The organism is Actinocatenispora rupis (genome assembly GCF_016861975.1).
GTDB lineage: Bacteria > Actinomycetota > Actinomycetes > Mycobacteriales > Micromonosporaceae > Actinocatenispora > Actinocatenispora rupis.
The window spans coordinates 87321-114116 of the sequence record NZ_BOMB01000033.1 but is presented as its reverse complement, the minus strand read 5'-3'; the positions used below and the strand labels follow the sequence as shown (position 1 = coordinate 114116).

The window sequence follows — 26796 nt, the reverse complement described above, 5'->3', positions numbered from 1 at the left end:
GGGACGCGTCCGGGTGGATAGCACGCGGAGCGCGCCGGAAACGATCGGCGACACCGGCCGTACGCCGGATACGATGGTGACCTGTTGCCGACGAGATCACGTGGAGGTATGGCCGCCACCGGCCGACCCATGACCAGTAGTCCAGCCGACCTGCGGCACGTTCGGGTGCAGACCAAGATCACGGTTCCCGACCCGCACACCATGGTGAGCCTGCTCGGCACCCGTGACGAGCTGCTCAAGCTGGTGGAGCGCTCCGTACGGAGCGAGGTCCACGTCCGCGGCAACGAGATCACTTTGACCGGCGAGCCCGCCGACAACGCGCTCGCCGAGCGGCTCTTCGCGGAGCTGCTGGAACTCATCGAGAAAGGCGAGACGCTGACCGAGGACGCGGTCCGCCGCACCGTCGGCATGCTCGAAGAGGGCACCGAGGAGCGCCCGGCGGAGGTACTGACTCTCAACATCCTGTCCCGGCGTGGTCGGACGATCCGACCGAAGACGCTCGGCCAGAAGCGGTACGTGGACGCCATCGACGGCCACACGATCGTGTTCGGCATCGGCCCGGCCGGTACCGGCAAGACGTACCTGGCGATGGCGAAGGCCGTGCAGGCGTTGCAGGCCAAGCAGGTGAACCGGATCATCCTGACCCGACCGGCGGTCGAGGCCGGCGAGCGTCTCGGATTCCTGCCCGGCACGCTGTACGACAAGATCGACCCGTACCTGCGCCCGCTGTACGACGCGCTGCACGACATGATCGACCCCGACTCGATCCCGCGGCTCACCACCAACGGCACGATCGAGGTCGCGCCGCTGGCGTACATGCGGGGGCGGACGTTGAATGATGCGTTCATCATCCTGGACGAGGCGCAGAACACGACGCCCGAGCAGATGAAGATGTTCCTGACCCGGCTCGGGTTCGGCTCGCGCGTGGTGGTCACCGGCGACGTCACCCAGGTCGACCTGCCGGGCGGCACGCACAGCGGCCTGCGCGTGGTGCGCGACATCCTGGGCGAGCTGGACGACGTGCACTTCGCGACGCTCGGCTCGGCGGACGTGGTGCGGCACAAGCTGGTCAGCCAGATCGTCGACGCGTACGAGAAGTGGGACGCCGAGCATCCCGACGAGGACAGCCACGGCCCGCGCAACGGTCGCCGGCCGCGGCACTGACCGGGCCGTCACGAGGAACGAAGAGGACGCAGGTGTCCATCGAGATCAGCAACGAGTCCGGGGTCGAGGTCGACACCCAGGCGGTGCTCGACGTCGCCCGCTACACGCTGGACCAGATGCAGGTCAACCCGCTGGCCGAGCTGTCGGTGCTGCTCGTCGACGTGGCGTACATGACGGAGTTGAACCACCGCTGGATGGGCGGCGACGGGCCGACCGACGTGCTGGCGTTCCCGATGGACGAGGTGGGCGCGGGCATCGACCGCGGGCCGACGGCACCGGGCGTCGAGGTGAGCGAGCCGGCGATGCTCGGCGACATCGTGCTGTGCCCGGAGGTGGCGGGGAAGCAGGCCGCCACCGCGGGGCATTCCGCTGCCGACGAGATGCACCTGTTGACCGTGCACGGCGTGCTGCACATCCTGGGGTACGACCACGCCGAGCCGGACGAGGAGCGGGAGATGTTCGCGCTGCAGAACAAGCTGCTCGCGCAGTGGCGGGAGCGCGGCCGGGTGGAGCCGGAGGGCTCCTGATGAACCCCCGACATACCGCGCCGGCCGGACGCTGAGCCGTGGGCGCCTCGGTGCTGTTCGCCGCCGCCGCCCTGGTGGTGCTGGCCGGCCTGTTCGCGATGACGGACGCGGCGCTGTCCCGCGTCTCGAAGGCCCGCGCCGCCGAGATGGTACGGGAGGGTGCGCGTGGTGCCCGCGCGCTCGTGGCGGTCGCCGGTGACCTGCCCCGGCACCTGAACCTGTTGCTGTTGCTGCGCCTGGTGTGCGAGTTGGCGGCGACGACGATCGTGGCGTTCGTGACCGTCGACGCCTGGGGTACGGACTGGGCGGCGGCGCTGGTGACGGCCGGCGCGATGACCGTGGTGAGTTTCGTGATCGTGGGCGTGGGGCCGCGCACGGTCGGCCGGCAGCACGCGTACCCGGTGGCGTTGGTGGCGGCGCCGGTGGTGCGTTGGCTGGGGCGGGCGTTGGGTCCGTTGGCGAGCCTGCTGATCCTGGTGGGCAACGCGATGACGCCGGGCAAGGGGTTCCGGGAGGGGCCGTTCACCACGCAGGTGGAGCTGCGGGAGCTGGTCGACCTGGCGGAGCAGCGCGGTGTGGTGGAGCACGACGAGCGCGAGATGCTGCATTCGGTGTTCACGTTCGGGGACCGGATCGTACGCGAGGTGATGGTGCCGCGTACCGAGATGGTGTGGATCGAGGGTGGCAAGACGGCGCGGCAGGCGCTGGCGTTGGCGCTGCGGTCGGGTTTCTCGCGCATCCCGGTGATCGGGGAGAACGTCGACGACGTGCTCGGCGTGGCGTACCTGAAGGATCTGGTGCGGCGCTCGCAGGGCGGCGGCGCGTCGGTGCCGGTGTCGGAGCTGATGCGGCCGGCGGAGTTCATCCCGGAGTCGAAGCCGGTGGACGACCTGCTGAGCCAGATGCAGGCGCAGCGGATCCACATTGCGATCGTGGTCGACGAGTACGGCGGGACCGCCGGGCTGGTCACGATCGAGGACATCCTGGAGGAGATCGTCGGCGAGATCACCGACGAGTACGACGTGGAGCGGCCGCCGGTGGAGCACCTGGCGGACGGCTCGGTACGGGTGAGCGCCCGGCTGCCGGTGGAGGACCTGGGCGAGCTGTTCGGGGTGGAGCTGCCGGACGGCGAGGTGGAGACGGTGGCGGGCCTGCTGGCGCAGGAGCTGGGCCGGGTGCCGATCCCGGGCGCGGCGGCGACGGTCGCCGGGCTGGAGCTGACCGCGGAGGGTACGACGGGCCGCCGCAACCACATCGATACCGTGCTGGTGCGGCAGCTCGCCGTACCGGAGCAGGACGACGACCGTAAGGAACAGACCGCAGATGCCTGAGACGTTGAGTCCCGCCGCCGCCGACGACCCCGAGGACGCGAAGCTCGTGACGCTGGGCCGCGCGGCCCGCGGTCGTACCGGGGCGGCGGAGGGCGCTGCGGTCCGCGACACCGACGGAAGGACGTACGCGGCGGCCACGGTGGCGCTGCCGTCGCTGGCGCTGTCGGCGTTGCAGGCGGCGGTGGCGCAGGCGGCGTCGGCGGGTGCGCCGGGGCTGGAGGCGGCGGCGGTGGTCGGCGGCACCGAGGTGGACGCCGCGAGCCTGGCGGCGGTGCGTGACCTGGCGCCCGGGGCGCCGGTGTTCCTGGCGGGGCCGGACGGCACGGTGCTCGGCGCGTACCGTGGCTGAGCCCGCGTTCCGTTCCGGGTTCGCCTGCTTCGTGGGGCGGCCGAACGCCGGCAAGTCGACCCTGACCAACGCGCTGGTCGGCGAGAAGATCGCGATCACCAGCAACCGGCCGCAGACCACCCGGCGCGCGATCCGCGGCATCGTCAACCGCGATCACGCCCAGCTGGTACTGGTGGACACCCCCGGCCTGCACCGCCCGCGTACGTTGCTCGGCGAGCGGCTGAACGACCTGGTCCGGGAGACCTGGTCGGACGTGGACGTGATCGGCCTGTGCATCCCCGCCAACGAGAAGATCGGCCCCGGTGACCGGTTCATCGTCGGCGAGCTGAAGGCCCTGAAGGCCACCCTGATCGCGGTCGTCACCAAGACCGACCTGGTCGACCGGCCGACCCTGACGCAGCAGCTGGTCGCGGTGTCCGAGCTGGCCGACTTCGCCGACGTGGTACCGGTGAGCGCGGTGTCGGGGGAGCAGGTGTCGCTGCTGGCCGACCTGATGATCGGGCACCTGCCGGCGGCGCCGATGCTCTACCCGGACGACGTGACGACGGACGAGCCGGAACGGGTCCGGATCGCCGAGTACATCCGGGAGGCGGCGCTGGAGGGCGTGCGGGACGAGCTGCCGCACTCGATCGCCGTCCTGGTCGAGGAGATGTCCACCGAGACCACCCGCGGCGGCGAGCCCCTCACCCGCATCTACGCCGACCTGTACGTGGAGCGGCAGAGCCAGAAGGCGATCGTCATCGGCAAGGGCGGCGCCCGGCTGCGTACGGTCGGGGCGACGGCGCGCGCGCAGATCGAGGAGCTGCTCGGTACGAGGGTGTTCCTGGATCTGCACGTCAGGATCGCCAAGGAGTGGCAGCGCGATCCCCGGCAGTTGCGGAAGCTAGGATTCTGACCACGCCCCGTGCTGCCACGGTGTACCGGTCGTCATGCGGCTGCCGCGGGGCTGGGACCCGTGGGCCGTTGCTCGTATCATCCGTCATGAATGTCTTCCGTGGGATCGGTCGATCCCTGCACCGCTGACCCGCCCGAGCCAGGGCGACCTGCTGTTCGAGCGGGGAGGAGCTTCGAGGATGAGACGTGGCGGCACGGGCGAACCGCGGGCACACCGCACGGGTCCGTCCCGGCGGTCGGGCGGGTTCATCTCGATCGGGCTGGTGCTGGCCCTGTCCGTGGGGCTCGTCGGCACGGTGCTGGGGGTCGGCGCGACCAGCCGGTCGCTCGACGTCGCGGACGGCAACATCTGGCTCTGGAGCAGCAAACCGGCCCAGGTGAGCCGGGTCAACGCGAACTCCGGTCGGGTCGACGTGAACCAGCCGCTGCTCGACTCCCGCGGGCACCACGTCGAGGTCACGCAGAACGACAAGTACCTGCTGCTGCACGACCTGGACGCGGGGAAGGTCACCTCGGTCGACCTGACCCGGATGGGTTTCACCGGAAGCCTTCAGGTACCGAAGGGTGCCGGGGTGCGGGTGGCGCTGTCCGGTGACAAGGCGGCGCTGATCGACCAGGCGAAGGGGCAGGTGCGCGGGTTCGACCCGGCGACGCTGCGGACGACGCAGGCGACGGTGCAGCTGCCGGCGCCGCTGGCGGGCGGCGACTTCGACTCGTCCGGGCACCTGTGGCTGGGCGTACCGTCGCAGGGCACGGTGGTGAGTGTCACGGTGTCGGCGGCCTCCGCGCGGGTGGCCCGGACGGAGTCGGTGACGGCGCCGGACCATCCGATGGTGGTGACCGTGCTCGACCACGGCGTACTGGCGGCGGACACGTCCGGCCGGGACATCGCCGTGGTGACGGACACGGTGACGACGTTGACCGCGCCGCAGCCGCTGACCGGGGTCACCGCCCCGGGCCGTACGGTGGGCGATCTGGCGGTGCTGACGCAGCCGAGGACGGGCCGGGTCATGCCGGTGTCGCTGGGCAAGGGCGCGAAGCCGGCGGTGTTCGCGCTGCCGTCTGGCGTGTCGCCGGGCGCGGCCACCCCGTTCGCCGGCCGGATCTACGTGCCGGACGCCAAGCGCCACCTGGTGTACGTGTTCGACTCCCGCGGCAAGTCGCTCGGCACGCTCGGCCTGGCCGGTGCCACCGGCCCGCTGGAGCTGGAGGTACGCGAGGGTCACCTGATGATCAACGCGCCGGACTCGTCGGTCGCGCGGGTGGTGGACGACGACGGCGTGACGCGCATCGTCGACAAGTACCGGAGCGACGTGCCGGGTGGTGACGGTGACCTGTCGGTGATCGCCGCGCCGGCGCCGGGCAACCAGGGCAAGGACACCAAGAAGCCGTCGCCGGGCGACCAGGGCAAGGCGCAGGACGGGCCGCCCGGGCCGCCGATCCCGGTGACCGCGCTCGCCGCGAGCCACCGGGTCACGCTGTCGTGGCCGCAGCCGGCGGAGAACGGCGCCCCCGTCCAGCGGTACGACGTGTCGTGGGACGGCGGGCACCGGCGGGTGGCCGCGGGTACCCGGTCGCTGGTGGTGACGGGCCTGCACAACGGCCGGACGTACTCGTTCGGCGTGACGGCGACGAACAAGTTCGGCACCGGGCCGACGGCGCTGTCCGACCAGGTGACGCCGGGCGGCAAGACCCCGGACGTACCGCAGGGCGTGCGCGCGGTGGTGAACAAGGACGGCACCGTCGGCGTGTCGTGGGGCGCGGCCGACCAGGCCCGCGACTACGTGGTGCAGCCGTCGAACGGCGGCCAGGCCGCCACGGTCACCGGCACGTCGGCGACGTTCGACACGCTGACCGGCGGCCAGTCGTACACGTTCACGGTGGTGGCGCGGAGTTCGGGCGGGATCGCGAGCCGGCCGAGCGCGCCGAGCAACGCGGTCACCCCGTTCACGGCGCCGGGTGCGCCGGCCGTGTCGGTCGGCAACACCACGAAGGACAGCATCACCGTGAACTGGCAGGCCGCGCCGGACAACGGCAGCCCGGTCACCCGGTACTACGCGCAGCTGAACAACGGTACGCCGGCGAAGGCGAACGGCACGTCGCACACGTTCACCGGGCTGCAGCCGGCGACGCAGTACACGATCACGGTGTGGGCGGAGAACAAGGCGGGCCCGGGCGAGAAGCAGACGGTGACCGCGACGTCCGGCAAGCCGGCGCCGCCGACCGTGTCGGTGTCGGTGACCGGCCGGGACACGACGTCGATCACGGTGAGCGTGCAGGCCAGCCAGTCGGCGACGAACTGCACGGTGGCGGTGCAGGGCGGGGCGAGCCAGGCGTGCGCGGCGGGTACCAGCTCGCACACGTTCTCCGGGCTGGCGCCGTCGTCGGACTACGCGTTCACCGCGACGGTGACCGACGCGTACCAGCAGCAGGCCAGCGGCTCGGCGAACGGCAGCACCCAGGTCGTGTCGACCAGCAACGCCTGCACGAACGCCGCGGACGGCTGCACCGTCGGCATCTACTCCGGCCCCTGGCAGAACCAGAACGGGTCGAGCAAGGTCGGCGAGTGGGCGCAGGGCGCGTCGGTGAACATCCAGTGCCGGACCACCGGGCAGAGCATCTACGCGTACAACCAGAACGGGTACCGGCGCAGTGACGTGTGGCTGAAGATCCCGGGGCGCGGATACGTGCCGTGGTCGTACTCGGACATGAGCGAGGGCACCAGGGACTCGCTGCCGACGTGCTGACAGACGATCAGGAGAGCGTGAGTTGAGTTTCCCGCAACAGGGGGGCCCGCCGGACCAGAGCGAGGTCGCCGGGTTCGTGGCGGCGTTCCAGCGCCTCCAGCAGAACGTCGAGCAGGTCGTACTCGGCAAGCCGGAGGTGGTGCGGCTCGCGCTGACGGCGCTGTTCTCCGGCGGGCACGTGCTCGTCGAGGACGTGCCCGGTACCGGCAAGACGACGCTGGCGCGGGCGATGGCGGCGAGCCTGCGCGGGGAGTGGCGCCGGGTGCAGTTCACGCCGGACCTGCTGCCCTCCGACGTCACCGGCGTGACGATCTTCAACCAGTCCACCAAGGAGTTCGAGTTCCATCCGGGTCCGGTGTTCGCGAACATCGTGATCGCCGACGAGATCAACCGGGCCTCGCCGAAGACGCAGTCCGCGCTGCTGGAGGTCATGGAGGAGCGGTACGTCACGGTCGACGGCGTGCGGCATCCGGTGCCGGGCCCGTTCCAGGTGGTGGCCACGCAGAACCCGGTCGAGATGGACGGCACGTACCGGCTGCCGGAGGCGCAGCTCGACCGGTTCCTGATGAAGCTGTCGGTGGGCTACCCGGACGAGCGCACCGAGATCGAGGTACTGCGCGGCGGCGCGGTCCGGCGTTCACCGGAGGACCTGCCGGCGGTCACCGACACGGGCACGGTGGCCCGGCTGGCGGCGCTCACCCACCGGGTCTACCTGCACGACGCCCTCTACCGGTACGCGGTGCAGATCGCGAACGCCACCCGCGCGCACCCGGACGTACGGCTCGGGTTGTCGCCGCGTGGCGCGATCGCGCTGACCCGGGCCGCCCAGGCGTACGCGTTGGCCGAGTCCCGGGGTTACGTGCTGCCGGAGGACTTCAAGGCGCTGGCCGTCGCGGTCATCGGGCACCGGCTGGTGCTGACGCCGGACGCGCAGCTGCGCGGGCGTACGCCGGACGAGGTGATCGGGCAGGTCCTGGCCGAGGTGCCGGTGCCGCAGCCGGGTGCGGCGGCGCCGGCGCTCGGGCACCGCTGAGCATGCCGACCCGTCGCGGCATCGCGGTCGGTACGGCCGGCGTCGTGCTGCTGGTCGCCGGCCTCGTCGCCGGCTACCGGGAGCTGGTGGCGCTCGGCGCCGTCGCCGTACTGGCGCTGCTGGTGGCTCTGCTGTGGGCGGGCTGGCCGCCGCGGCTGGTGGTGCGCCGGGGTGTCGACCCGGACCGGGTGACCCGCGGCGACGACTGCCGCGCCACGGTGGATCTGCGGTCGACGGCGCGGTGGCGGGCGCAGACGCTGTCCGCGGTGGAGTACCTGTCGACGGGCGGCACGGTCCCGGTCCCGACCGTACGGCTGCGCGCCGGTGCGCACACCACCACCGGGTACGTGCTGCCGACGGAGCGGCGCGGGGTGCTGGACGTGGGGCCGCTGGAGGTGTCGCGGCAGGATCCGCTCGGTCTCGTCGCCGCGACCCGGCGGTACGGCGGGACCACGCGGCTGTGGGTGCACCCGCGGTCGCACCGGCTGAGCCGGGTGCCGGTCGGCGCGGCCCGCAGCCTCGACGGCGTGGTCGACGCCGTGCAGTACGGCAGCATCACGTTCCACGCGCTCCGGGAGTACGTGCCGGGCGACGACCTGCGGCACGTGCACTGGCGTACGTCGGCGCGGGTGGGTGAGCTGATGGTGCGCGAGCACGTGGACACCAGCCTGCCGCGCATCGTGGTGCTGGTCGACGACCGGGCCTCGGCGCACACCGCCGCGTCGTTCGAGGAGACCGCCGAGGCCGCCGCCTCCGTACTGCTGGCCGCGCTGCGCGCGGAGCTGACCGCGGAGCTGCACCTGGCCAGTGGCCGCAGCGTCGCGGGCGGCAGCGGCGGGGACGGACCGGGCCGGGCCCGGCCGTACCTGGATCTGTTGGCGGAGTTGACGACCAGCGCGGACGCCTCGCTGCCGCGCGCGGTGCGGACGTTGCGGCAGCGGCACCGGGGCGACACGCTCGTCCTGCTGACCGGCGCCGACGCGGTCGCCGACCTGGACTCGGTGGGCCTGCTGCGCGACGTGTACCCGACGGTCGTGGTGGGCGTGCTCGGCGGCACCGGCACCGGCGCCGACGGGCCGTCCGGCCGGTCGCTGCCCGGCGTGATCACGTTGACGGCGCGGACGGCGGAGGAGTTCGCGGGCCGCTGGGACGGGGTGTCGACATGGTGACCGTGACCCGCGCCGAGCCGGTGACCGCGGCGCGCGGCTGGCGGATGCGGCCGGTACCGGTGGGCTGCGCGCTGCTGGCCGTGGCGGCGGCGACGCTGGTCGCCGGCCTGTCCGTGACCCCGATCTACTCGGGCACCCAGCTCCCGGTACTCCTGACCGGCGCGGCCGTCGGTGCGGTGGCGCTGACCGTACTGCTGCGGCTGGTGCGGGCCCCGGCCGTGCTGGCCGTACTCGGTTCGCTGGTCGGGCTGGTCGCCTGCCTGGTCGGGGCGACCGCGGCGCTGCGCGACCCGGCGGCCGGCGGGCTCGGCACGGTGCTGTTCGACGCGGTCCGCAACTCCGGCGCCCGCATCCTGACCAGTGCGATCCCGGTGCAGCCGGCGCCGGACACCGTACTGCTGCCGATCGCGGCGACGTGGCTGGCCGGCGCGATCGGCACCGTACTGCTCGGCCCGCTGCGCGCCGACGGTGCGCCGGCCCGGCGGCGTGCCGCGGCGTCCGCCGTACCGCCGGTGCTGCTCCTGATCGGCGCGCTGGTTCTGGTCGGCCCCAACGGATCCCCGTCGTACGTGCTGCTCGCGGTGTTCGTGCTGGCGCTGGCGTTGCTGCTGGCCGCGGCGAGCCGGCCGTGGTCGGTGCCGGCCGCGACCCCGGCCGTACGGCGCGATCTCGGTAGCCTGCGCCGGCTGGCCGCCGCCGTCGTCGTCCTCGCCGTACTCGCCGGTGCGGCGGTGACCGCGGGCCCGGCGCTGGCCGGGCTGGTGCACCGCCAGCCGGTCGACCCGCGCAGTTACGTGGTGCCGCCGCAGAAGCAGCTCGACCAGCTCAACCCGCTCGGCATGCTGGCGGCGTGGGCGCTGGACCCGAAGCAGGACCTGCTGTCGGTCCGGACCGACCGGCCGGAGCGGATCCAGTGGGCGACGCTGTCGGAGTACGACGGGATCACGTGGCAGCCGGACCGCACGTACCGGGCGGCGGGTTCGGTACTGCCGGAGCCACCGACGACCAGCGACCAGCGGACGACGGTCCGGCAGCGGGTCACCGTGGCCGGGCTGCGCGGCGGCTGGTTGCCCGCGGTCGCCGCGGTCCGCGAGGTGCACGGCGTCCGCGTCGGCTACGACTCCGGTTCCGGCACCGTACTCACCCCCGACGGGCTGTCCACCGGGCTGTCGTACCAGACGGTTTCGCTTGTGCCGCAACAGGATCCGGGCGCGCTGTCGGCGGCGACCGTGCCCGCCGGCACCTCCCAGCGGTACCTGACGGTGCCGGCCGGGGTGCCCGACGGGATCGTCACGCTCGCCCAACGCACGGCCGGCACCGGCTCGCCGTACCGGAAGGCGTTGCTGCTGGAACAGTTGCTGCGCACCAAGTACCAGTTCTGGTCGAAGGCGCCCAGCGGCAACGGGTACGTGACGCTCCGGCACTTCCTGCTGACGAAGCCGGCGGCGGGCGGCGCCCGGGGCACGTCCGAACAGTTCGCGACGTCGTTCGCGCTGATGGCGCGGATCGTGGGGCTGCCGACCCGGGTCGTGGTCGGCTTCCACGCGGGGCAGCGCACCGGTGCCGGCACGTACCGGGTGACGTCCGGGGACGCGTTCGCGTGGCCGGAGGTGAAGCTCGCCGGGCACGGCTGGGTCGCGTTCGACCCGACGCCCGCGGCCGGGAAGGGCAGCACGCCGCCGGACGAGGACACCCCGCAGGCCAAGAGCCAGCAGAAGCAGAAGAGCCAGCAGCTCGACGACGCCGCCCCCACCCCCACCGCGAAGGCGCCCACGCCGCACAGCTCGTCCGGCCACGCCGCCGCACCCACCACCGGATCCGGCCCCGATCCCGCGGTACTCGGCGGTTCGGCCGCGGCCCTGCTGCTGGTGCTCGCCGTCGCCGCGGTCCTGCTGCTGCGCCGACGACGTACCACCCGGCGGCTGGCCACCGGTGCGCCCGCCGACCGGATCCTCGGTGCCTGGGCCGAGGTCCGCGACACGCTCCGGCTCGCCGGCGTACGACCGGACGACACCCGGTCCGCGGTCGAGGTCGCCGCGCTCGCCACCACCGGCGTACCGGACCGGCCCGGTCCACCGCTGCCCGACCTGACGCCCCTCGCGCACGCCGTCAACGCGATCGGCTTCGCGCCGTCGGCACCGCGCCCCGCCGTACCGCCGGAGCAGGCCGCCGGGTCCGGTGCGCTGGCCCGGGACTACACCCGCGCGCTGCGCTCCCGCCTCGGCGTACTCAAGCGGCTGTGGTGGCACCTGGACCCTCGCCCGCTCTTCTGGCGCTGACCCGCGGGTTCCCGCCACCGCCGGCCGTACCGCGACAGGACCCGGTGCTCGGGACGGGATGTGCCGGCCGGGGACACGACGCGCGGCGGGTACCCGGTCAGGTGTGGTGGCCGGTGGCGGACGGGGTGGCGCCGTTGCGGTGCGTGCACACCCGGTCGGACGGGCTGATCCGGTCGATGGTCATCATGCCGACGACGTAGAAGCAGTACTCGGAGTCCGCGCGCAGCGCGTCGATGCGGCGGGTGGTGTCGCGGGCGGGCTGGGACAGTTTCGAGGGCGTACCGCCGGCGACCGAGCCGGTCACGAAGTAGAGCGCCTTGCCGTTGGTGTGGTCGGTCCAGCTCAGCTGTACCCAGGTGCCGTGGTCCGCCAGCTTGACGCCGGTGGGCCGGATCGTCGGGTCCTCGCTGGCGCGCGGTCCGGTGGTGGCGGTGGGCGTGGGTTTGGCGGCGGGAGTCCTGTCGTGGCCGGAGAACCGGAGCGCGACGAGGACCACCACCCCGATCAGGACGCCGGCGACGGCGGCGGCGACGAACGGCCACGGCGTCATCCGGCGGCGCGGTTCGCCGTCCGCCGGTGGTGCCGCGACGTCGGTGCCGTACCCGACTTGGCCGCCGTGGCCGGGTCCGCCGTCCGCGCCGAACGTGGCGTAACCGCCGGGCACGGTACCGGGGCCTGGGCTGCCCGGCACGGTACCGCCGGGGCCGTAACCGCCGGGGCCGTAACCGCCGGGCGTCGCGACGGGTGGCGGCCCGGCCGGCGGGCCGAACGCCGGCGCGCCGGACACCGGCGCTCCCAGCCCGGCCGGTCCACCGGGCGGCCCGTACGACGGGGCGGGCGGCGGGGCACCGAACGCGGGAGTACCGGAGGGTGGTGGTGGGTTGCCGAACGGCGAGGCCGGGAACGTCTCGGGTGCGGCGGGCGCCGGCGGGGGCGGGGTCGGCGGCGCGGTGGACTGGCCGGGCGGCGGCGTCCACAACTCCCCGGTACTCCGCAGCCAGCCGCGCCGCAGCGACGCGGCGAACTCGCCGGCGCTCGCGTGCCGTTCCCCCGGGGCCTTCGCCATGCCGCGGACCAGCTCGTCCTGCAACCACGCCGGTACGTCCGGGCGCGGCAGCGGCGGCAGCGGGTTGCGCAGCGCCCGGTCCCGGTACTCGAACGGGTCGGGCGAGTTGTCGCCCGGGTCGGCGAACGGCGGGTAGCCGGCGAGCAGGTTCCACAGCGTCGAGGCGAGGCTGTACACGTCGGAGGCGGGGCCCTGCGGCTCGCGGCGCAGCGACTCGGGGGAGGCGTGCTGCGGGGTCAGCTTGTGCAGGGTGATGGTGCCGGTCAGGTCGGCGGCGGCGCGGGCGATGCCGAAGTCGGTCAGCGCCGGCCCGTACTTGGAGCGCAGGATGTTGTGCGGCTTGACGTCCCGGTGGATGATGCCGACCTCGTGCGCCGCCTGGAGCGCCTCGGCGACCTTCACCCCGACGTCGACGGCCTCCTGGACGGGCAGCGGTCCGCTCTTCGCCAGAATGTGCCCGTACGAGCCGCCCTCGCAGTACTCCATCACGATGTACGGCTTGCCGGTGTCGGTGGTGCCGGTGTCGATGATGCTGACGATGTGCGGCTGGGCGGACAGCGCGACGGTGGTGGCCAGCTCGGTACGGACCTGGTCGGCGGTCGTCATCACGTCGTCGACCCGCAGGACCTTGATGGCGACGGCGCGGTTGAGCCGCTCCTGCACCGCCCGGTACACCCGCGCGGTGGAGCCGCGGCTGATCAGCTCGATCTGGGAGTAGCCCGGAATGACCGGCTCGCCCGGTGTCTGCCCCTGCCCCGTCTCCGCCACGCGCCCATTGTGCCCGCCGCGGGTGGGGGCGCACCGCCCCGGCACGGGCGTCACAGGGGCGAGGGAGAATGGCGCCGTGAGCCGCGCGTACCCGAGGAAGCTGTACCGGGACGACGCCCTCGTGCTGCGCTGCCAGAAGCTCGGCGAGGCCGACCGGATCGTGACCCTGTTCACCCGGCGGCACGGCCGGGTCCGGGCGGTCGGCAAGGGCGTCCGCCGGACGACGAGCCGGTTCGGTGCCCGGCTGGAGCCGTTCGGCCACATCGACGTGCAGATCGCCGAGGGCCGCAGCCTGCACGTCGTCAGCCAGGTCGAAGGCATCTCCCTGTACGGCAGGCGCATCGGCTCCGACTACGCGCGCTACACGGCGGCCAGCGCCATCGTGGAGACGGCCGAGCGGCTCACCCCCGAGGAGCAGGAACCCGCCCTCCGGCTGTACCTGCTGACCCTCGGTGCGGTGCGCGCGCTCGGCGATGACGACGACCGGTCCCCGCCCCTGATCCTCGACTCGTACCTGTTGCGGGCGATGGCGCTGTCCGGCTGGGCGCCGGCGCTGACCGAATGCGCGGTGTGCGGCCAGGTGCCGGAGTCGCTGCTGGACGGTGTCGGCCCGCAGCAGACCGCGTTCAGCGTGCCGGCCGGCGGCGTGGTCTGCGTGAACTGCCGGCCGCCGGGTGCCGCCGCCCCGAGTACCGCCACGATGAGCCTGCTGACCGCGCTGGCCGCGGGGGACTGGAAGACGGCCGGGGCGAGCGACGGCCCGGCGCGCCGCCAGGCCAGCGGGCTGGTCGCCGCCCTGCTCCAGTGGCACCTCGAACGCGGGCTGCGGTCGCTGCCCCTGGTAGACAGACGGTGAGCGCCGGCGCCCCGTCGCCGCCAAGCCATGGCCCCGAACCCTGAACACCCGGTTCCGAACACCTGACGCTGGACCCCTGGGTCCGAGCCGCTGAACCCGAACCCCTTGCCGTGAAAGGACACCGATGCCGAGCCGACGCTCCCGCCGCGAGTACCGACCGCCGGCGCCGCACCCGTCGGGTGTCCGGCCGCCCGAGATCCCGGCGGACAAGGTGCCGCGGCACGTGGCGATCATCATGGACGGCAACGGCCGGTGGGCCAAGCAGCGCGGCCTGGCCCGTACGAAGGGGCACGAGGCGGGCGAGGCGGCGCTGTTCGACGTGATCGAGGGCGCGCTGGAGCTGGGCGTGCAGTACCTGTCGGCGTACGCGTTCTCGACGGAGAACTGGCGGCGTTCGCCGGACGAGGTCCGCTGGCTGATGGGCTTCAACCGGGACGTCATCCACCGCCGTCGCGACGAGCTGTCCGCCATGGGGGTACGCATCCGCTGGGCCGGCCGCCGTCCGAAGCTGTGGCGCAGCGTGATCAGCGAGCTGGAGCAGGCGGAGGAGCTGTCCCGGGACAACGACAAGCTGACGCTGCAGTTCTGCGTGAACTACGGCGGCCGGGCGGAGATCGCGGACGCGGCGGCGGCGATCGCGCGGGACGTGGCGGCGGGGCGGCTGCGGCCGGACCGGGTCACCGAGAAGCTGTTCGCCCGGTACCTCGACGAGCCGGACATCCCGGACGTGGACCTGTTCGTACGGTCGTCGGGGGAGCAGCGGTTCTCCAACTACCTGCTCTGGCAGTCGGCGTACGCGGAGTTCGTGTTCCTGGACACGCTGTGGCCGGACTTCGACCGCCGGCACCTGTGGCACGCCTGCGAGCTGTACGCGGACCGGGATCGTCGCTACGGGGGAGCGGTGCCGAATCCGGAACCGGCGCCGTACGTGGGTTGATGCCGTTGCGTGAAGTTCCCGCCGTGTGGTGTTGGTTGACACGGTAGTTCCCGTGCGCGCACATTAGTTGCGATCGGGTGGTCATGCCCGGGAGGAAACCTTCGGGCTGCCGGCGGGCATGACCCCGTGGTGCGCCGGTGCTCCCCGCGCCGGCGCGGAACGGAGGTCGCATGCGCACTGTCCGTACCGCAACCGTTCTCGCCGCCGCCGGAGTACTGCTGGCGGCACTGCTGGTCGACGCCGCGCCGGCGAGCGCGGCGTACACGGATCCGTTGACGACCACGACGAAGCAGGGGCTGGTCTGGCACGCCACCCCGGCCGCGGCGCTCACCGCGCTCGACAACGCCCTGCCGAACGTCTCGATGAACACCGTCGCGCACAGCGCGAACTACGCGATGACCGGCTGTACGGCGACCGAGAAGGCGTCGCTGCCGGTCGCCCCGACGGCGACGACCGCGATGTGCTGGGACTCCGACCGGGCCACCAGTACGGCGTGGACGCCGCAGAGCATCACCACGTCCGGCGACGCCGACGACGACGGCATGTGGGGTGCCGACAAGATCATCCTGTCCGGCTGGCACGGCGAGGACGCGCTCGGCACCGGCAGCGACGGCAAGAGCCGGTACGACGACGCCCGCATCATGGTGGTGAACGACGACGACCCGTCGGCGCCGGCGTTCCGGATGGCGTACCTGGCGGTGCCGAACAGTACGGGCTCGACGTTCTCGGCGGCGAAGGCGCACGCCGGCGGGATGGCCTGGTACGGCGACAAGATCTACGTCACGGCGGTCGGCAACACGTCCACCGCGATCCGGGTCTTCTCCACCACCCACATCCTCCAGATGACCAGCAGCGCCGCCGCGATCGGCAAGACCTCCGACGGGTACGCCGCCTACGGCTACCAGTACGCGCTCATGCAGGTCGGCTACTACACGTACGCCGGTGGTACGTGCGACATGTCGTCGGACACCGGCGTGCCGTGCTTCTCGTCGATGTCGCTGGACCGCAGCACGTCCCCGGACAGCGTCGTGACCACCGAGTACTTCAGCGACCAGACCAAGCACGGCCGCCTCTACCGGTACCCGATGGGCTCGGACTACCTGCTCGCCGCGGACTCGTCGGGCGCGGTCGCCGCGACCGAGGCGTACAAGAGCGGGGTCGGGAACATGCAGGGCGTCCTGTCGCACGGCGGGAAGTGGTACGTGGCGCACTCGTCGGCGACCATCCACGGCCAGCTCTACGACCAGACCACCACCGCCAGCACCCCCTCGTACTGCGGGGATCCGCAGACGCCGGCCTGCTGGGCGATGCACCCCGAGGCCCTCACGTACGACTGGGCGACGGGGCTGGTGTGGTCGGTGACCGAGTGGACGCCGGCGTCGTGCAGCGGCGCCGGACAGACGTGCGGGCGCACGCTGTTCGCGGTGCCGCTGTCGACCCTTCCGTAGTCAGTCCGCGAGCGACTTGGTGGCGCTGGCGACCTGGCAGCCGTAGTACGACTTGCGGTCGGTCGGCAGCGCGTACCCCTGGGTGACGGTGAGCTTCCGGTCCTTCGCCGGGGCCACCGTCACCTCCTGGTACTGCGAGCCGAACGAGTCGTCGGACCACTCGCTGTCCCCACCGCTGAAGTCCACCCGGACCGAGTACTTGAAGGAGTGGTCCGGCGACGCGTTCTGGATCGAGAGGTCGTACCGGAACTGCTGGGCGTTCGCGTCGTACCGGCAGTTGGTGCCGACGACCTCACCGGTGGCGTCCGAGTTGTACGTGTACGCCGGCGACGGGGTCGGGCTCGGCTCGTCGCTGGTGTCGTCGTGGCCGCCGAGTGCCCGGCCGGCGACGCCGCAGCCGGTCAGGACCACCGCGACGGACGCGGCGGCCAGCGGAAAGGCCAGACGGGACAGGCTTCGCATCACGGACTCCCGGGGGGATCGAGGGGCGCGCCCGCACAATAGTCCCGGCCGCCAACGCCACGGCCACCGCCGCCGTACCGCTACCGACCGGCCGTACGCGGTCGCTCGACGCGACACCCGCGCGGGTGTCAGCCGCCGACGAGCGGGCGGAACGCGCCGACCGCGACGCTGACACCGAGGGACAGCGCGGCGAGCGCGACGCCGCCCGCGAACACCAGCAGGTCCACCCGGCGTACCGGATGGGTCCGGGCGTACGTGCGGGGCGTGCTGGCGTCGAAGCCGCGCGCGTCCATCGCGGTGGCGAGCCGGCCGCCGCGCCGTACCGCGCCGACGAGCAGCGCGAACAGCGTCGTGGCGAACAGCCGCCCGCGCGCCACCGGGCTGCGGCCGGCGTCGACGCCGCGGGCCCGCCGGGCCAGCCCGAGCAGCTCCCACTCGTCCGCCAGCAACGGCATCAACCGGTACGCGGCGAGCGCGCCGAGCGCGAACCGGGCCGGAACGCGTACCTGGCGGACGAGGCAGTCGGCGAGGTCGGTGGGGTCGGTGGTGGCGAACGCGACGAGCCCGGGCAGCGCGATCGCGAGTACCCGGAGGGCGAGCGCGGCGCCGGCGGCCAGGCTGCCCGAGGAGAGCCGGAACGGTCCACTGTGGACGTACAGGGTGCCGGTGGCCTCGCCGGCGAACAGCACGTTGACCACGCCGACGGTCGCCGCGCCCAGCAGCAGCGGCCAGAGCCGGCGCAGCAGCGGACCCGGCCGCAGCCCGGCGAACGGCAGGACGGCGAGCGTGCCGGCGATCGCGACGGCCGGGGTGACCGGGTCGACGGTCGCGAGTACGGCGAGGGACAGGACGAGGACGGCGGCCAGCTTCGTCACCGGGTTGAGCCGGGTGACGGGTGTGCCGGCGGCGGCGACCGGCGCGGCGAACCTCATCGCCCGCACCGCCCCTCGTCGTACGACCGTCCTTTGTGGAGTGTCACGGTACGGTCGGCCAGCGCGGCGACCAGGTCCTCGTCGTGCGTCACCACCGCCAGCCCGCGGCCGTCGTCGGCCAGCCCGCCCAGCAGCGCCACCGTCTCCCGCCAGGTACGCAGGTCCTGCCCGAACGTCGGCTCGTCGAGTACGAGCAGGGACGGCGCGGTCGCCAGCGCGGTCGCCACCGACAGCCGCCGCTGCTCCCCACCCGACAGCGTGTACGGGTTCGCGCCGGCGAGATGCGTCAACCGCAACCGTTCCAGCAGTTCGGTGACCACCGCGTCCACCTCCGCCGCGGTACGGCCGACGCGGCGCGGCCCGAGCGCCAGCTCGTCGCGGACCCGGCCGGTCACGAACTGGTGCTCCGGGTTCTGGAACACCGAACCGATCCGGGACGTCAGCGCCGCCGCGCGCCACCGGTGCGGCGGTTTCGCCGGCGGCGACAGCGCGTCGTGCGCCACCACACTTCCCACGCCCGGCGCCAGCAACCCGCCGAGCAGCAGCGCCAGCGTCGACTTGCCGGAACCGTTGTGCCCCAGTACGGCCAGGGCCTCGCCGGCGGCGACGGTGAGGTCCACATCGGACAGTGCGGGCGTCGGCGCGCCCGGATGGCGGTAGCCGAGCCCGACGGCGGACACCAACGGATCCCCGCCGGTACGCCGGGCGGTGCGCGGCGCCGGACCGTGCCCCGGCACCCAGACCCCTTGCGCGGCAAGGGAATCCCCGTGCTCGGCGAACACCTTCTCGGGCGGCCCGTCGACCTCGATCCCGCCGCCCGCCGCCAGTACGACCACCCGGTCGACCAGCGGCAGCGCCTCCGCGACCCGGTGCTCCACCAGGATCATCCCGGTACGCCCGTCGGCGAGTACCCGACCGATCGCCGCCCGTACGAGTGCGGCCCCGGCCGGGTCCAGGTTCGCCGTCGGCTCGTCGAGGAGCAGCAGCCCGGGGTTTGGCGCGAGTACCCCGGCGAGGGCCAGGCGTTGCTGCTCGCCGCCGGACAGCGCGTCGGTCGACCGGTCCAGCGGGTGCGGAAACCCCACCGTGGCAAGGGTTTCCGTGACCCGCGGCCAGATCCGGTCCACCGGCGTGCCGTGGTTCTCCAGCCCGAACGCCACGTCGTCGCCGCACCGGGCCATGACCAGCTGCGTCTCCGGATCCTGGAACAGGAACCCGGGCCGGCGCGTGCCGGCCGGGGGAGCGCCGTCGAGCAGGATCTCGCCGGTCCGCTCGCCGGTGTCCGCCGGCAGCAGCCCGGCGATGCCGGCGAGCAGCGTCGACTTGCCGGCGCCGGACGGCCCCAGCAGCAACACCCGCTCGCCGGCCTCGACGTGCAGGTCCACGTCGCGCACCGCCCACGCGGTACGGCCGGCGTGCCGCCACGAGAACCCGCGTACCGCCAGGGTCGTCACACCGTTGCCCGCTCCCGGCCGGCGCCGAACCGGTCCAGCACACCCGTCCGGGCCATCGCCCGCACCAGCGCCCAGCCGCCGAGCCCGGCAACCACGCCGCCGCCCACCGCGCCGAACCCGGTGTACGCGAACTTCCAGCCCCAGGCCCAGGTCGGGTAGTAGAAGAACCACTCCCACACCGTCGCGAACACCGCGGCCAGCGCGCCGGACAGCAGCGCCACCGGCAGCTTGAAGTTCCGGTACGCGAACAGCGCGAACGCGAGCTCGCCGCCGAGCGCCTCGACCACGCCCTCCAGTACGGTGACCAGGCCCCACTGGTTGCCGATCAGCGTCGACACCAGCGCCGCCACGAACTCCGTGTACACCGCGGCGCCCGGCTTGCGGATCACCAGCCCGCCGACCACGGCCGCCAGCATCCACACGCCGATGATCAGGCCGCCGGCCGGCTTGAAGAAGTCGAACGCGGTGCCGAAACCGCCCCACACCAGGTCCCAGATCCAGAACACCACACCGAACGCGACACCGATCACCGATGCCACCACGATGTCGATCGTGCGCCATCTGTTGCTGCCTGTCGTACCCATCGCCTACCTCCCAGTCCGTGAACCAGGAGGAGCCACCCGGGCCCGGGCATGCCGGACACGGCGACGCACCGGCGGAAGACCCACCGGTGCGCCGAACTGCGTGAGATCCAACCGAACTCCCTGCGCTGGCATTACCCAGATCAGGTTCGAGGGTCTGTGATCCGGAACGAATCCGGCATCACACTCTCAGCGTCGTGCGCTCCCCTGTCGATGTACTTGTCCCTGCGACGTTAGCCGCTCGCCACCGTCGCTTCAATCGGCCGTACCAGCGGGCGAGAACTCTCACAGCAACGACACAGCCCGAACCCCGGTCGGCTCGCAGGCGGGCGTGTCACAGTTGATCACGTTGACGACGCCACCCCCGGTCTGGAGGAACGGATGATCCGCCGCTGGGGCCCGGTGCTGATGGCAGCCGCCGGCCTCACCCTCGCCGTCAGTACTCCCGCCGCCGCGGCACACCGGCCGAAACGCGCCAACCAGACCATCACCTTCGTCCGTACGCCGGGGGTCTCCACCGAGACCATCCGCGCCACCGCGCGCGGCCCCGTCGTCGGCTTCGGCACCGCGCACGTCCTCGACTTCACCCCGGACCCGTCCGCCGGCAGGTTCCGCGGCACCTGGGAACTCCGCTTCCCCCACGGCACCATCCGCTACCGCTTCACCGGCAGCGCCACCACACCGCCGCAGCAGCCCGGCCCCCGCGCCCTGCCCGCCGGCCGCCTCGCCCTCCCCGCCGACGACCATCCGGTACGCCCCGGCGGACTCGCCGTCCCCGCCGCCGACCTCGTGACCCACGACCCGGCCCGTACGGTCGTCCGCGGCGACTTCGAACTCCTCGCCGGCACCGGCCGCTTCGCCACCCTCGCCGGCCAAGGCACCTTCCACGGCTTCACCCTCCCCACCCCACCCCCGCTCCCCAACCACACCACCGACTGACCCACCGCCGCCAAGCACCGACGTCGCCCAGCCGCCCGAGCCGCCCGGGCGCCCGAGGCGCCGCAGGCGCCGCAGGCGCCGAAGGGCGCCACCATCACGCCGGTAGCGGGAGGGCGGGGCAACGAGCATCACCCGCGAACACCGGTGACCGGGGCTGGGCAAGTAATCGCCTACTTCTCGGGGTAGCAGCACGCCGGTGAATGAAGCCAACTCCGGTTGACGCACAAGGACTTGGGTCGGTGTCGAGAGGCGAACGCGAAAGCATCTGCCTACTTCAGGGGGTTTCCAAAGGGGGCTTCGCCCCCTTTGGAAGGAGAGAGCGCGAGAGAGGACAGCGTCCTCTCTCGCACCCCCAAGCCCCGGCAGGGGCGGCGAACACCGGGGAAAGACCAGCACGAGAGCGAGCAACACCCGGCGACTGGAGTCACACAAGACGCCAGCGAACGCGCTTCCGCTGGAGTCACACCAGTACGCCGGCGAGCCGCACAGGCACGCTGGCGTACAACAAATCAGGCGTGTGGCCGAACGATCCGCACGGCGGCCAACCACCGTTCCAGCGGCAGCGCCGGCCCGCGCCGTGCCGCACCCGCGGCGTCACGCAACACCTCGTCCGGCACCCGCGACAGGGTCCGCACCTCCGGCCGCCCCAGGAACGCCGCCACCTCGTCGACCGGTACGGACCGCGGCACCCGCCCGGTCAGCTCGCACCAGAGCCGGAACAGCTCGTATCCCCGGTCAACCCGGGCGCCCGCTGCGCGCCCCGACGAAGCCGGTGCCACCGGCATCGCGACCACCTCCGACGACCACGATGTACCCGTCGACCCACGGGTCACCGACGGTGAGGTTACCCGGGAACCAACCCGGACCGAACGGTTTCCCGGCGCGTCGTGACCGTGCCGTGCGCCACGCCGTACCCGCGGGCACCGTCGGAACGTACGGGCGTCCCGCGCCGGACCCGCCCGGTACCGGGGCGAAACGCCGCAACGACCGCCGGGCCGACTGCGCCGGGAGAACCCGGGTCAGCCGCAGAGTTCGTCGGCGAGCTGCTCGGTGAACAGGCCGATGTCGGTGACGATCCCGGTCGCCTGCGCCGACCCGCGGTCGGCGAGCTTGGTCACCGTCGCCGGGTTGATGTCCACGCACACCAACGGAATCGCCGCGGGCAGGATGTTCCCGGTGGCGATCGAGTGCAGCATCGTCGCGACCATGATCACGAACCCGACGCCGGGCAGTTCGGCCCGCATCGCGCGCTGCCCGTCGATCACGTCCGTGTACACGTCGGGCAGCGGCCCGTCGTCGCGTACCGAACCGACGAGGACGAAGCGCCGGTCGTTCGCCACCAGCGAGTGCATGATCCCGCCGGTGAGTACGCCGGAGGAGACGGCCTTCGCGATCGAGCCGGCGGCGCGGATCTTGTTGATGGCGCGGATGTGGTGCTCGTGCCCGTGCGGTACGCCGTGCCCCTTCGACAGGTCCACCCCGAGCGACGTGCCGAACAGCGCCGACTCGATGTCGTGCGCGGCGAGCGCGTTGCCCGCGAACAGCACGTCCACGTACCCGGCCTCGACGAGCCGTACCATCGCCGGCGCCGCGCCGGTGTGCACCAGCGCCGGCCCGCCGACCCACAGCACCTTCTCGCCGCGCGCCTTGACCGCCCGCAACTGCTCCGCGATCTGGCGTACCAGCAGGGCCTGCGGCTTCTCGCTGGACACCGAACTCGACATGAAGCCGAAGCTGTCGGCGTCGCGGTCGGCGGCCGGCGGCTGCACCACGCGCACCCCGTCGGCGCCGCAGACCACGAGGTCACCGGCGCGCACGTCGGAGACCGGCACGGTCCGCGCGGACAGCCGGTCGGCCGCCACGACGATCCCGCAGTCCATCTCCGGGTTGTCCACCGCGACCCAACGCCCCTCGGTACGCACCTGGGTGGCGAGGTTGGTCGTCGAGTAGAAGTCGTCGGGGAACACGCCGTCGCCGGGGGCCGCGCGCAGCACGGTCTCGCCGGGGGACACCGCGTTCGCCCCGTGCGTCTGGAGCCGCATCAGGATCCGGGACAGCTGCTCGGCGTCGTCCGCGCCGATGGACAGCAACGCCCGCGACTCGTCCTCGTGTTCGCGGCCCACGTCGAGCCGTTCGATCCGGTAGTCCCCGCCGTACTCCAGGACGTCGTCGAGGATCCTGGCCAGGATCCCGGAGTCGAGAATGTGGCCGCGTACCTCGACCGTCTCGGTGTCACCCATGTCAGCCTCCCGACCAGCGCCGTTGCCGGTACACCCCCACGTGCAAGGTAGCCAGCCCGCCGCGGTCGCCGACTGCCGGGGTGGACAACCGGGCCGATGGTCGGAAGTATTCACCGACAGCGATCTTCGAGGAGGACGGCAGCGTGACCGACGGTCCAGCCACCGGCGAGGAGACCGGCCCGGCGACGGGTGTGTACGACCGCGGCGACGCCGTCTGTGTGATCGGCGGCGGCTCGTCCGGGCTGGCCGCCGTCAAGAACCTGCGCGAGCACGGCTTCGAGGTGGACTGCTACGAGCGGGAGACCGGCCTCGGCGGCGCCTGGAACGCCGGCGCCGACCGCAGCCCGGTGTACGCGGGGCTGCACCTGGTGTCGAGCCGCCCGTTCACCCAGTTCCCCGACTTCCCGATGCCCGACTCGTACCCGGACTATCCGGACCACCGGCAGGTCCTCGCGTACTTCGAGCGGTACGCCGACCACTTCGAGCTGCGCGAGCACGTCTGGTTCGGCACCGAGGTGCAGAGCGTCGCCGCCACCGGCGGGGACCGCTGGGAGGTCACCGTCCGTGGCACCGGCGGCGGCCCCACCCGCACCCTGCGGTACGCGGCGGTCGTGGTCGCCAACGGCCACCTGTGGCACCCGCACCGGCCCGAGTACCCGGGGCAGGAGGACTTCGGCGGGCAGATCATCCACTCGTCGGCGTACAAGGACCCGTCGCAGCTGCGCGGCAAGCGGGTACTCGTGGTCGGCGGCGGCAACTCCGGCTGCGACATCGCCGTCGCCGCCGCCCAGAGCGCCGACACGACCTGGCACTCGACCCGGCGCGGCGACTGGCTGACCCCGAAGTACCTGCTGGGGCGGCCGGCGGACCAGCTGGACGACCTGACCCGCGCGCTGCGGCTGCCGCTGTGGGCACGCCGCCTGTTGTACCGGACGGTGCTGCGGCTGACCGTCGGCCGCCCGGCCCGGTTCGGGCTGCGCCGGCCGGAGCACAAGCCGTTCACCGCGCACCCGGTCGTCACCAGCCAGCTCATCTACCACCTCGGCCACGGCGACCTGACGCCGAAGCCGGACGTGGCCGAGTTCCAGCCCGGCCGGGTCGTGTTCACCGACGGCAGCAGCGTCGACCCGCAGCTCGTCGTGATGGCCACCGGCTACCGTCCGCGGTTCGACTTCCTCGCCGACGAGTACCTGGGGGGCGACGGGGAGCGGCCCCGGCTGTTCCTGCACATGCTCAACCCGGCGTACCCGACGCTCTCGGTGGCCGGGCTGATCGATCCGGACTCCGGACAGTTCGGGCTGGTGCACTGGCAGACGGTACTGATCGCCCGGCTGCTGCGGGCCCGCGTCGAGGCGCCGAGCCGGGCCGCCACGCTGTACCGGCGGGCCGAGCGCGACATCGACCGGCGGTACCTGCAGACCCGGATGCTCGCCTCCGGCCGGCACCGGTACGACGTGGGACACCACCGCTACCTGGCGGCGCTCGGTCAGGCGCTGTCCGGCCTGGAGGGGGCGAAGTGAACGGCGACGGCAGCCGCGCCACGGTACGGGTCGCGCCGACGCGGGTGTGGCGCCGCTGGGACTGGGCCAAGCCGGTACGGCCGGCGCAGCGCGAGGTCCGGCGTGCGGTGCCGAGCGCGGAGACGACCGCGGCACCGCTGCTGTTCGTACCGGATCTGCACGACCCAGGTGCGGCGGCGGCGCTCGACCCGTGGCTCGCCGCGGCCACCGACCACGGCCGGGCCGGGCACGCGGTCAGCCCGCGCGGCATGGGCGCGACCCGCGGCCGGCGGTTCGGGGTGACCCGTCGGGAGTGGGTGCACGACGTCGTACAGGAGGCCGTGGCGCTGCCCCGCCGCGCCGTACTCGTCGGGCACGGCACCGGCGCCTGGCTCGTCGCGCACGCCCTGCACCGGTACCCGGCAGCGGCGGTCGTCCTGGTCGAGCCGGTCGGGCTGCCCGGCCACCGCTTCCCGGGGCTCGGCCCGCTGCTGCGCCGCCCGCGGATCGGCCGGTCGCTGCTGCTCGGCCGCGACCCGGCCCGCCCGGCGCAGGCCCCGCCGCTGCTGGTCGCCGGCGGCGGCGCGTACCCGGCGAAGGCGCTGACCGCCCTCGCCGTGCGGTACGGGGCGCGTGGCGAACGCCTGCCCGTCGGTACTCCCGGCGCGCTGCCGGACCTCGCCCCCGTGCTGGCCTGGCTGGACGAGGTCGTCCCGGCGCCGGACGCTCAGTTGGCGTAGTCGACGGTCAGGTCGCCGGAGTCGGCCGACAGGTCCAGCCGGTGCGCGGAGCCGGCCCGCGAGGTCGGCACCACGCGCCGGTCCCCGCTCGACACCGCGGTACTGATCGCGTACCCGTCGCCGGTCCGCGGCACCCGCAGCCGCAGGTCGCCGGACGACGTGCGCGCCACGACCCGCTGCGGTACCGCGGCGAACGTGAGCTGCACGTTGCCGGAGTCGGCGATCACGTTGACCCGCGGCGAGGTGACGTCGTCCGCGGTCAGGTCACCGGAGTCGATCTGTGCGTCCAGTTCGCCGGACAGGCCGGAGGCGGTCACGTCGCCGCTGGAGGTACGCACCCGGACCGGTCCGGTCAGCCCGGTCAGCCGGGCGTCGCCGGACTCGGTACGCATCGACACGGGCAGCGTCGCCGGCAGCGTGACCGTGATCGACACCCGGCAGGTGTCGAAGCCGACGCCGTGCCGGCAGCCGTTCGACCGTACGGCCAGGGTGCCGTCCTCGACGTCGACGGACACCTCCGGCCGGCTGTTGTTCCACGACATCGTGCGCGACACGCGCACCGCGTCGCCCGTACCGCCGCGGAGCACGATGTCGGCCGAGCTGAGGTCGATCATCAGCTTGTCCGCGCCGCGGTAGGTCTTCGTCGGCGTCGTCTCGCGGTGCGCGGGCGACAGCGACTGCCGCAGCGACAGCAGGACCGCACCGCCGACGACGATCAGGAGTACGACGAAGGCCGCGGCCGGGATCGCCAGGCTGCGTCGTCGTCCGGGGTGCTCGTCGGGCTGCATGGGGGTCCTGCCTCTCGGTGGTGACGGTGTCCCCCACGCTAGAGGTGCGGCTCACCCCACTCCATCCGGTGACCCGGCGGTCCGGGGGTGGGGGCAGCCCCACTACGACACGATCTTCTCGTTCCGCTCGCGTACGCCGGCGGGCAGTCGGGCGACGAGGTCGGCGATCGTGACGGTACGCAGCGACGCGCGCCACGCCTGGTCGGCGGCGGTCATCGTGGCGTGGATCGCGCAGGGCCGGCGGCACTGGTCGGGTGGCAGCGCGCCGGTGCCGCGCTGCCGGATCTCCTGGCACAGGAACGGCGGGGTGCTGCCCTCGACCGCCTCGACCACGTCCAGCACGGTGATCCGCGCCGCCTCGCGGCCCAGCCGGTACCCACCGCGCGGCCCTGGTACGGCGTGCAGGACGCCGGCGCGGGCCATCGCCTGGAGGTGCTTCGCCAGGTACGCCTCGGGCAGCCCGTAGTGCGCGGCGAGCCGGTCCCGGCGTACGACGCGGTCCGGTGGCGCGAGGGCGAGCAGGGTCGCGCAGTGCAGCCCCCACTCGACGCCTTGCGAGATCTTCATGCAGGTACCATAACGAGCTATCGCGG

The 26796-nt window shown here is 73.1% G+C and carries 24 protein-coding genes and 1 riboswitch; of the genes, 15 read left to right on the top strand and 9 right to left on the bottom strand.

What is annotated here, in order from left to right:
- Positions 1-108: 108 nt before the first annotated feature.
- The 9 genes from Aru02nite_RS28310 (at position 109) to Aru02nite_RS28270 (ending at position 11493) form a co-directional block, all read left to right on the top strand.
- Positions 109-1164, top strand: a complete 1056-nt coding sequence (locus Aru02nite_RS28310; RefSeq protein WP_373324994.1) for a PhoH family protein — start codon at positions 109-111, stop codon at positions 1162-1164.
- Between the two features lie 32 nt (positions 1165-1196).
- Positions 1197-1691, top strand: a complete 495-nt coding sequence (gene ybeY, locus Aru02nite_RS28305) for an rRNA maturation RNase YbeY (RefSeq protein WP_203662767.1) — start codon at positions 1197-1199, stop codon at positions 1689-1691.
- A gap of 38 nt (positions 1692-1729) precedes the next feature.
- Entirely contained in the window at positions 1730-3022 is a 1293-nt protein-coding gene (locus Aru02nite_RS28300; protein WP_239077003.1) for a hemolysin family protein, read from the top strand.
- Positions 3015-3371 carry a cytidine deaminase-like protein gene (locus tag Aru02nite_RS28295; RefSeq protein WP_203662765.1) on the top strand — a complete coding sequence of 119 codons (357 nt, stop codon included), beginning with the start codon at positions 3015-3017 and terminating at the stop codon, positions 3369-3371. Before Aru02nite_RS28300 ends, Aru02nite_RS28295 begins: the two co-directional genes overlap by 8 nt.
- Positions 3364-4266, top strand: a complete 903-nt coding sequence (era, locus tag Aru02nite_RS28290) for a GTPase Era (protein WP_203662763.1) — start codon at positions 3364-3366, stop codon at positions 4264-4266. Before Aru02nite_RS28295 ends, era begins: the two co-directional genes overlap by 8 nt.
- Positions 4267-4444: 178 nt before the next feature.
- Complete coding sequence (locus Aru02nite_RS28285) at positions 4445-7012, top strand: fibronectin type III domain-containing protein (RefSeq protein ID WP_203662761.1); 2568 nt, start codon at positions 4445-4447, stop codon at positions 7010-7012.
- A 22-nt stretch (positions 7013-7034) separates the two neighbouring features.
- Complete coding sequence (locus Aru02nite_RS28280; protein ID WP_203662759.1) at positions 7035-8045, top strand: AAA family ATPase; 1011 nt, start codon at positions 7035-7037, stop codon at positions 8043-8045.
- A gap of 2 nt (positions 8046-8047) precedes the next feature.
- Complete coding sequence (locus Aru02nite_RS28275) at positions 8048-9214, top strand: DUF58 domain-containing protein (protein WP_203662757.1); 1167 nt, start codon at positions 8048-8050, stop codon at positions 9212-9214.
- Positions 9208-11493, top strand: a complete 2286-nt coding sequence (locus tag Aru02nite_RS28270; RefSeq protein ID WP_203662755.1) for a transglutaminase TgpA family protein — start codon at positions 9208-9210, stop codon at positions 11491-11493. The genes Aru02nite_RS28275 and Aru02nite_RS28270 overlap by 7 nt, the downstream gene beginning before the upstream one ends.
- A 97-nt stretch (positions 11494-11590) precedes the next feature.
- Here Aru02nite_RS28270 and Aru02nite_RS37335 read toward each other — a convergent pair whose 3' ends face one another.
- Positions 11591-13327, bottom strand: coding sequence for a serine/threonine-protein kinase (locus Aru02nite_RS37335; RefSeq protein WP_203662753.1), 1737 nt, complete (start codon positions 13325-13327; stop codon positions 11591-11593).
- 76 nt (positions 13328-13403) lie between these two features.
- On the opposite strand from Aru02nite_RS37335, the gene recO reads away from it, so the two are divergent.
- From recO to Aru02nite_RS28250, 3 genes are all read left to right on the top strand, one after another.
- Complete coding sequence (recO, locus tag Aru02nite_RS28260) at positions 13404-14183, top strand: DNA repair protein RecO (protein WP_239077002.1); 780 nt, start codon at positions 13404-13406, stop codon at positions 14181-14183.
- Between the two features lie 124 nt (positions 14184-14307).
- The gene (locus tag Aru02nite_RS28255; protein ID WP_203662749.1) at positions 14308-15120 is read left to right on the top strand and encodes an isoprenyl transferase; all 813 of its coding nucleotides are present in this window, start codon (positions 14308-14310) and stop codon (positions 15118-15120) included.
- Positions 15121-15290: 170 nt separating this feature from the next.
- Positions 15291-16568, top strand: coding sequence for a hypothetical protein (locus Aru02nite_RS28250; protein WP_203662747.1), 1278 nt, complete (start codon positions 15291-15293; stop codon positions 16566-16568).
- Here Aru02nite_RS28250 and Aru02nite_RS28245 read toward each other — a convergent pair whose 3' ends face one another.
- From Aru02nite_RS28245 to Aru02nite_RS28230, 4 genes are all read right to left on the bottom strand, one after another.
- Positions 16569-17030, bottom strand: a complete 462-nt coding sequence (locus Aru02nite_RS28245) for a hypothetical protein (protein WP_203662745.1) — start codon at positions 17028-17030, stop codon at positions 16569-16571.
- Positions 17031-17158: 128 nt separating this feature from the next.
- Positions 17159-17962 (bottom strand): energy-coupling factor transporter transmembrane component T family protein, encoded by an 804-nt coding sequence (locus Aru02nite_RS28240; protein ID WP_203662743.1) that lies wholly within the window; start codon positions 17960-17962, stop codon positions 17159-17161.
- Positions 17959-19416: an ABC transporter ATP-binding protein gene (locus Aru02nite_RS28235; RefSeq protein ID WP_203662741.1), complete on the bottom strand. Its 1458-nt coding sequence runs from the start codon at positions 19414-19416 to the stop codon at positions 17959-17961. Before Aru02nite_RS28235 ends, Aru02nite_RS28240 begins: the two co-directional genes overlap by 4 nt.
- Positions 19413-20000, bottom strand: a complete 588-nt coding sequence (locus tag Aru02nite_RS28230; RefSeq protein WP_203662739.1) for an ECF transporter S component — start codon at positions 19998-20000, stop codon at positions 19413-19415. Before Aru02nite_RS28230 ends, Aru02nite_RS28235 begins: the two co-directional genes overlap by 4 nt.
- A gap of 99 nt (positions 20001-20099) precedes the next feature.
- Positions 20100-20216: riboswitch (TPP riboswitch) on the bottom strand.
- 162 nt (positions 20217-20378) lie between these two features.
- Here Aru02nite_RS28230 and Aru02nite_RS28225 point away from each other — a divergent pair.
- Complete coding sequence (locus Aru02nite_RS28225) at positions 20379-20936, top strand: hypothetical protein (RefSeq protein WP_203662737.1); 558 nt, start codon at positions 20379-20381, stop codon at positions 20934-20936.
- Positions 20937-21445: 509 nt separating this feature from the next.
- Here the strand turns inward: Aru02nite_RS28225 and Aru02nite_RS28220 are convergent.
- The gene (locus Aru02nite_RS28220) at positions 21446-21721 is read right to left on the bottom strand and encodes a hypothetical protein (RefSeq protein ID WP_203662735.1); all 276 of its coding nucleotides are present in this window, start codon (positions 21719-21721) and stop codon (positions 21446-21448) included.
- 234 nt (positions 21722-21955) lie between these two features.
- Positions 21956-23176, bottom strand: coding sequence for an ornithine cyclodeaminase, nickel-pincer nucleotide-dependent (locus Aru02nite_RS28215; protein ID WP_203662733.1), 1221 nt, complete (start codon positions 23174-23176; stop codon positions 21956-21958).
- Positions 23177-23319: 143 nt separating this feature from the next.
- Here Aru02nite_RS28215 and Aru02nite_RS28210 point away from each other — a divergent pair, with 143 nt between their 5' ends.
- Both Aru02nite_RS28210 and Aru02nite_RS28205 read left to right on the top strand, forming a co-directional pair.
- A complete protein-coding gene (locus Aru02nite_RS28210) occupies positions 23320-24696 on the top strand; it encodes a flavin-containing monooxygenase (protein WP_239077001.1) in 1377 nt (458 codons plus the stop codon).
- Positions 24693-25415: an alpha/beta fold hydrolase gene (locus tag Aru02nite_RS28205; protein WP_203662731.1), complete on the top strand. Its 723-nt coding sequence runs from the start codon at positions 24693-24695 to the stop codon at positions 25413-25415. The genes Aru02nite_RS28210 and Aru02nite_RS28205 overlap by 4 nt, the downstream gene beginning before the upstream one ends.
- On the opposite strand, the gene Aru02nite_RS28200 is transcribed toward Aru02nite_RS28205, so the two are convergent.
- Together Aru02nite_RS28200 and Aru02nite_RS28195 are read right to left on the bottom strand one after the other, a co-directional pair.
- Positions 25403-26203 carry a DUF4097 family beta strand repeat-containing protein gene (locus Aru02nite_RS28200; protein ID WP_203662729.1) on the bottom strand — a complete coding sequence of 267 codons (801 nt, stop codon included), beginning with the start codon at positions 26201-26203 and terminating at the stop codon, positions 25403-25405. The two genes, Aru02nite_RS28205 and Aru02nite_RS28200, sit on opposite strands and share 13 nt — an antisense overlap.
- Positions 26204-26305: 102 nt before the next feature.
- On the bottom strand, positions 26306-26770 hold the full coding sequence (locus Aru02nite_RS28195; RefSeq protein WP_203662727.1) for an RrF2 family transcriptional regulator: 465 nt from the start codon (positions 26768-26770) through the stop codon (positions 26306-26308).
- Positions 26771-26796 lie beyond the last annotated feature (26 nt).

What these genes read in the sequence shown, in the direction of transcription:
- Aru02nite_RS28245 (WP_203662745.1), bottom strand. Translation starts at nt 17,030, where the DNA reads ATGCGAAGCCTGTCCCGTCTGGCCTTTCCGCTGGCCGCCGCGTCCGTC.
- Aru02nite_RS28200 (WP_203662729.1), bottom strand. Translation starts at nt 26,203, where the DNA reads ATGCAGCCCGACGAGCACCCCGGACGACGACGCAGCCTGGCGATCCCG.
- Aru02nite_RS28230 (WP_203662739.1), bottom strand. Translation starts at nt 20,000, where the DNA reads ATGGGTACGACAGGCAGCAACAGATGGCGCACGATCGACATCGTGGTG.
- Aru02nite_RS28240 (WP_203662743.1), bottom strand. Translation starts at nt 17,962, where the DNA reads ATGAGGTTCGCCGCGCCGGTCGCCGCCGCCGGCACACCCGTCACCCGG.
- Aru02nite_RS28285 (WP_203662761.1), top strand. Translation starts at nt 4,445, where the DNA reads ATGAGACGTGGCGGCACGGGCGAACCGCGGGCACACCGCACGGGTCCG.
- Aru02nite_RS28225 (WP_203662737.1), top strand. Translation starts at nt 20,379, where the DNA reads ATGATCCGCCGCTGGGGCCCGGTGCTGATGGCAGCCGCCGGCCTCACC.
- Aru02nite_RS28270 (WP_203662755.1), top strand. Translation starts at nt 9,208, where the DNA reads ATGGTGACCGTGACCCGCGCCGAGCCGGTGACCGCGGCGCGCGGCTGG.
- Aru02nite_RS28220 (WP_203662735.1), bottom strand. Translation starts at nt 21,721, where the DNA reads ATGCCGGTGGCACCGGCTTCGTCGGGGCGCGCAGCGGGCGCCCGGGTT.
- Aru02nite_RS28295 (WP_203662765.1), top strand. Translation starts at nt 3,015, where the DNA reads ATGCCTGAGACGTTGAGTCCCGCCGCCGCCGACGACCCCGAGGACGCG.
- Aru02nite_RS28310 (WP_373324994.1), top strand. Translation starts at nt 109, where the DNA reads ATGGCCGCCACCGGCCGACCCATGACCAGTAGTCCAGCCGACCTGCGG.
- Aru02nite_RS28215 (WP_203662733.1), bottom strand. Translation starts at nt 23,176, where the DNA reads ATGGGTGACACCGAGACGGTCGAGGTACGCGGCCACATTCTCGACTCC.
- Aru02nite_RS28275 (WP_203662757.1), top strand. Translation starts at nt 8,048, where the DNA reads ATGCCGACCCGTCGCGGCATCGCGGTCGGTACGGCCGGCGTCGTGCTG.
- Aru02nite_RS28255 (WP_203662749.1), top strand. Translation starts at nt 14,308, where the DNA reads ATGCCGAGCCGACGCTCCCGCCGCGAGTACCGACCGCCGGCGCCGCAC.
- Aru02nite_RS28195 (WP_203662727.1), bottom strand. Translation starts at nt 26,770, where the DNA reads ATGAAGATCTCGCAAGGCGTCGAGTGGGGGCTGCACTGCGCGACCCTG.
- Aru02nite_RS28250 (WP_203662747.1), top strand. Translation starts at nt 15,291, where the DNA reads ATGCGCACTGTCCGTACCGCAACCGTTCTCGCCGCCGCCGGAGTACTG.